This is a genomic window from Staphylococcus sp. 231237_7MaSpsaltlick, from assembly GCF_043107035.1.
The window spans coordinates 1-858 of record NZ_JBICNX010000196.1 but is presented as its reverse complement, the minus strand read 5'-3'; the positions used below and the strand labels follow the sequence as shown (position 1 = coordinate 858).

Annotated in this window: 1 protein-coding gene; it reads left to right on the top strand. The window is 23.9% G+C overall.

What is annotated here, in order from left to right; translation table 11 throughout:
• The coding region (locus ACF91D_RS30875; protein WP_392438574.1) for a hypothetical protein at positions 1-633 on the top strand (633 nt) is incomplete at its 5' end.
• Between the last annotated feature and the right edge of the window lie 225 nt (positions 634-858).

Below are 858 nucleotides of genomic sequence, written 5' to 3'. Positions count from 1 at the left end.
TTTGAAATCGAACCTTATAATAATGGCTGTAATACTAAATTGACCTTGAAAAATAAAAAATTAAATATAGTAATAGAGATGAATATGTTTGTTTATTGGACTGGAAGAGGTATAACTTTAACAATTGTAGATCTCAATATATCCAATAATAAAGAAATACCATTGAATGACTATAAAAAGTATTATGAAAAATTTTTATATACTCTTGAATCTTATGCTCTTGATATTAAGGTTGATGTAATTCGTTTCAATATAAGAAAATATCTCAATCCTGTAGTAAAGAATGAATTTATTATACCTTTAGAGATGGATGACAATGAATTAAAAGAAATAGTGAAATTGGTAAATAACTATGGAGAAGTTAACTCAATTTTTATGTGGATAATTTTGTTATCGTTAAATTATCATAGATTTTATGAAATTTTTGATGGAAATGAATATTATAAAGTTGAAACTTATAAAGAAGCTGATAATTATTTGTCGGGAGATAAAAGTATTTCTATATATGAAAGAGAAAGAAAACGTCAACAAATTTATAGCAATTCATTTGAGGCGGTAATAAACGATCGATATTTATATAAAGTGTTTAATGAAAATAGTAAAAATAAAATTGCTTATAAAAGGCTTTTCTGATTTTATGCAAAGTATCTCATAATGTATAAAAAACCGAGGCGGTATAATCTTTATGTACAGAAAATCACACTAATATAAAGATACAAGTACTATATCGATATTAAGTATTAATTGATAGAAGGAATGAAAAATAATGAAGTGATTTATTTAACAATATTTCAGGCTTTTAGTTTGATTAACGTAATTCAACTTATCAGAAGTGCATATGATTCAAAAGATATAGAT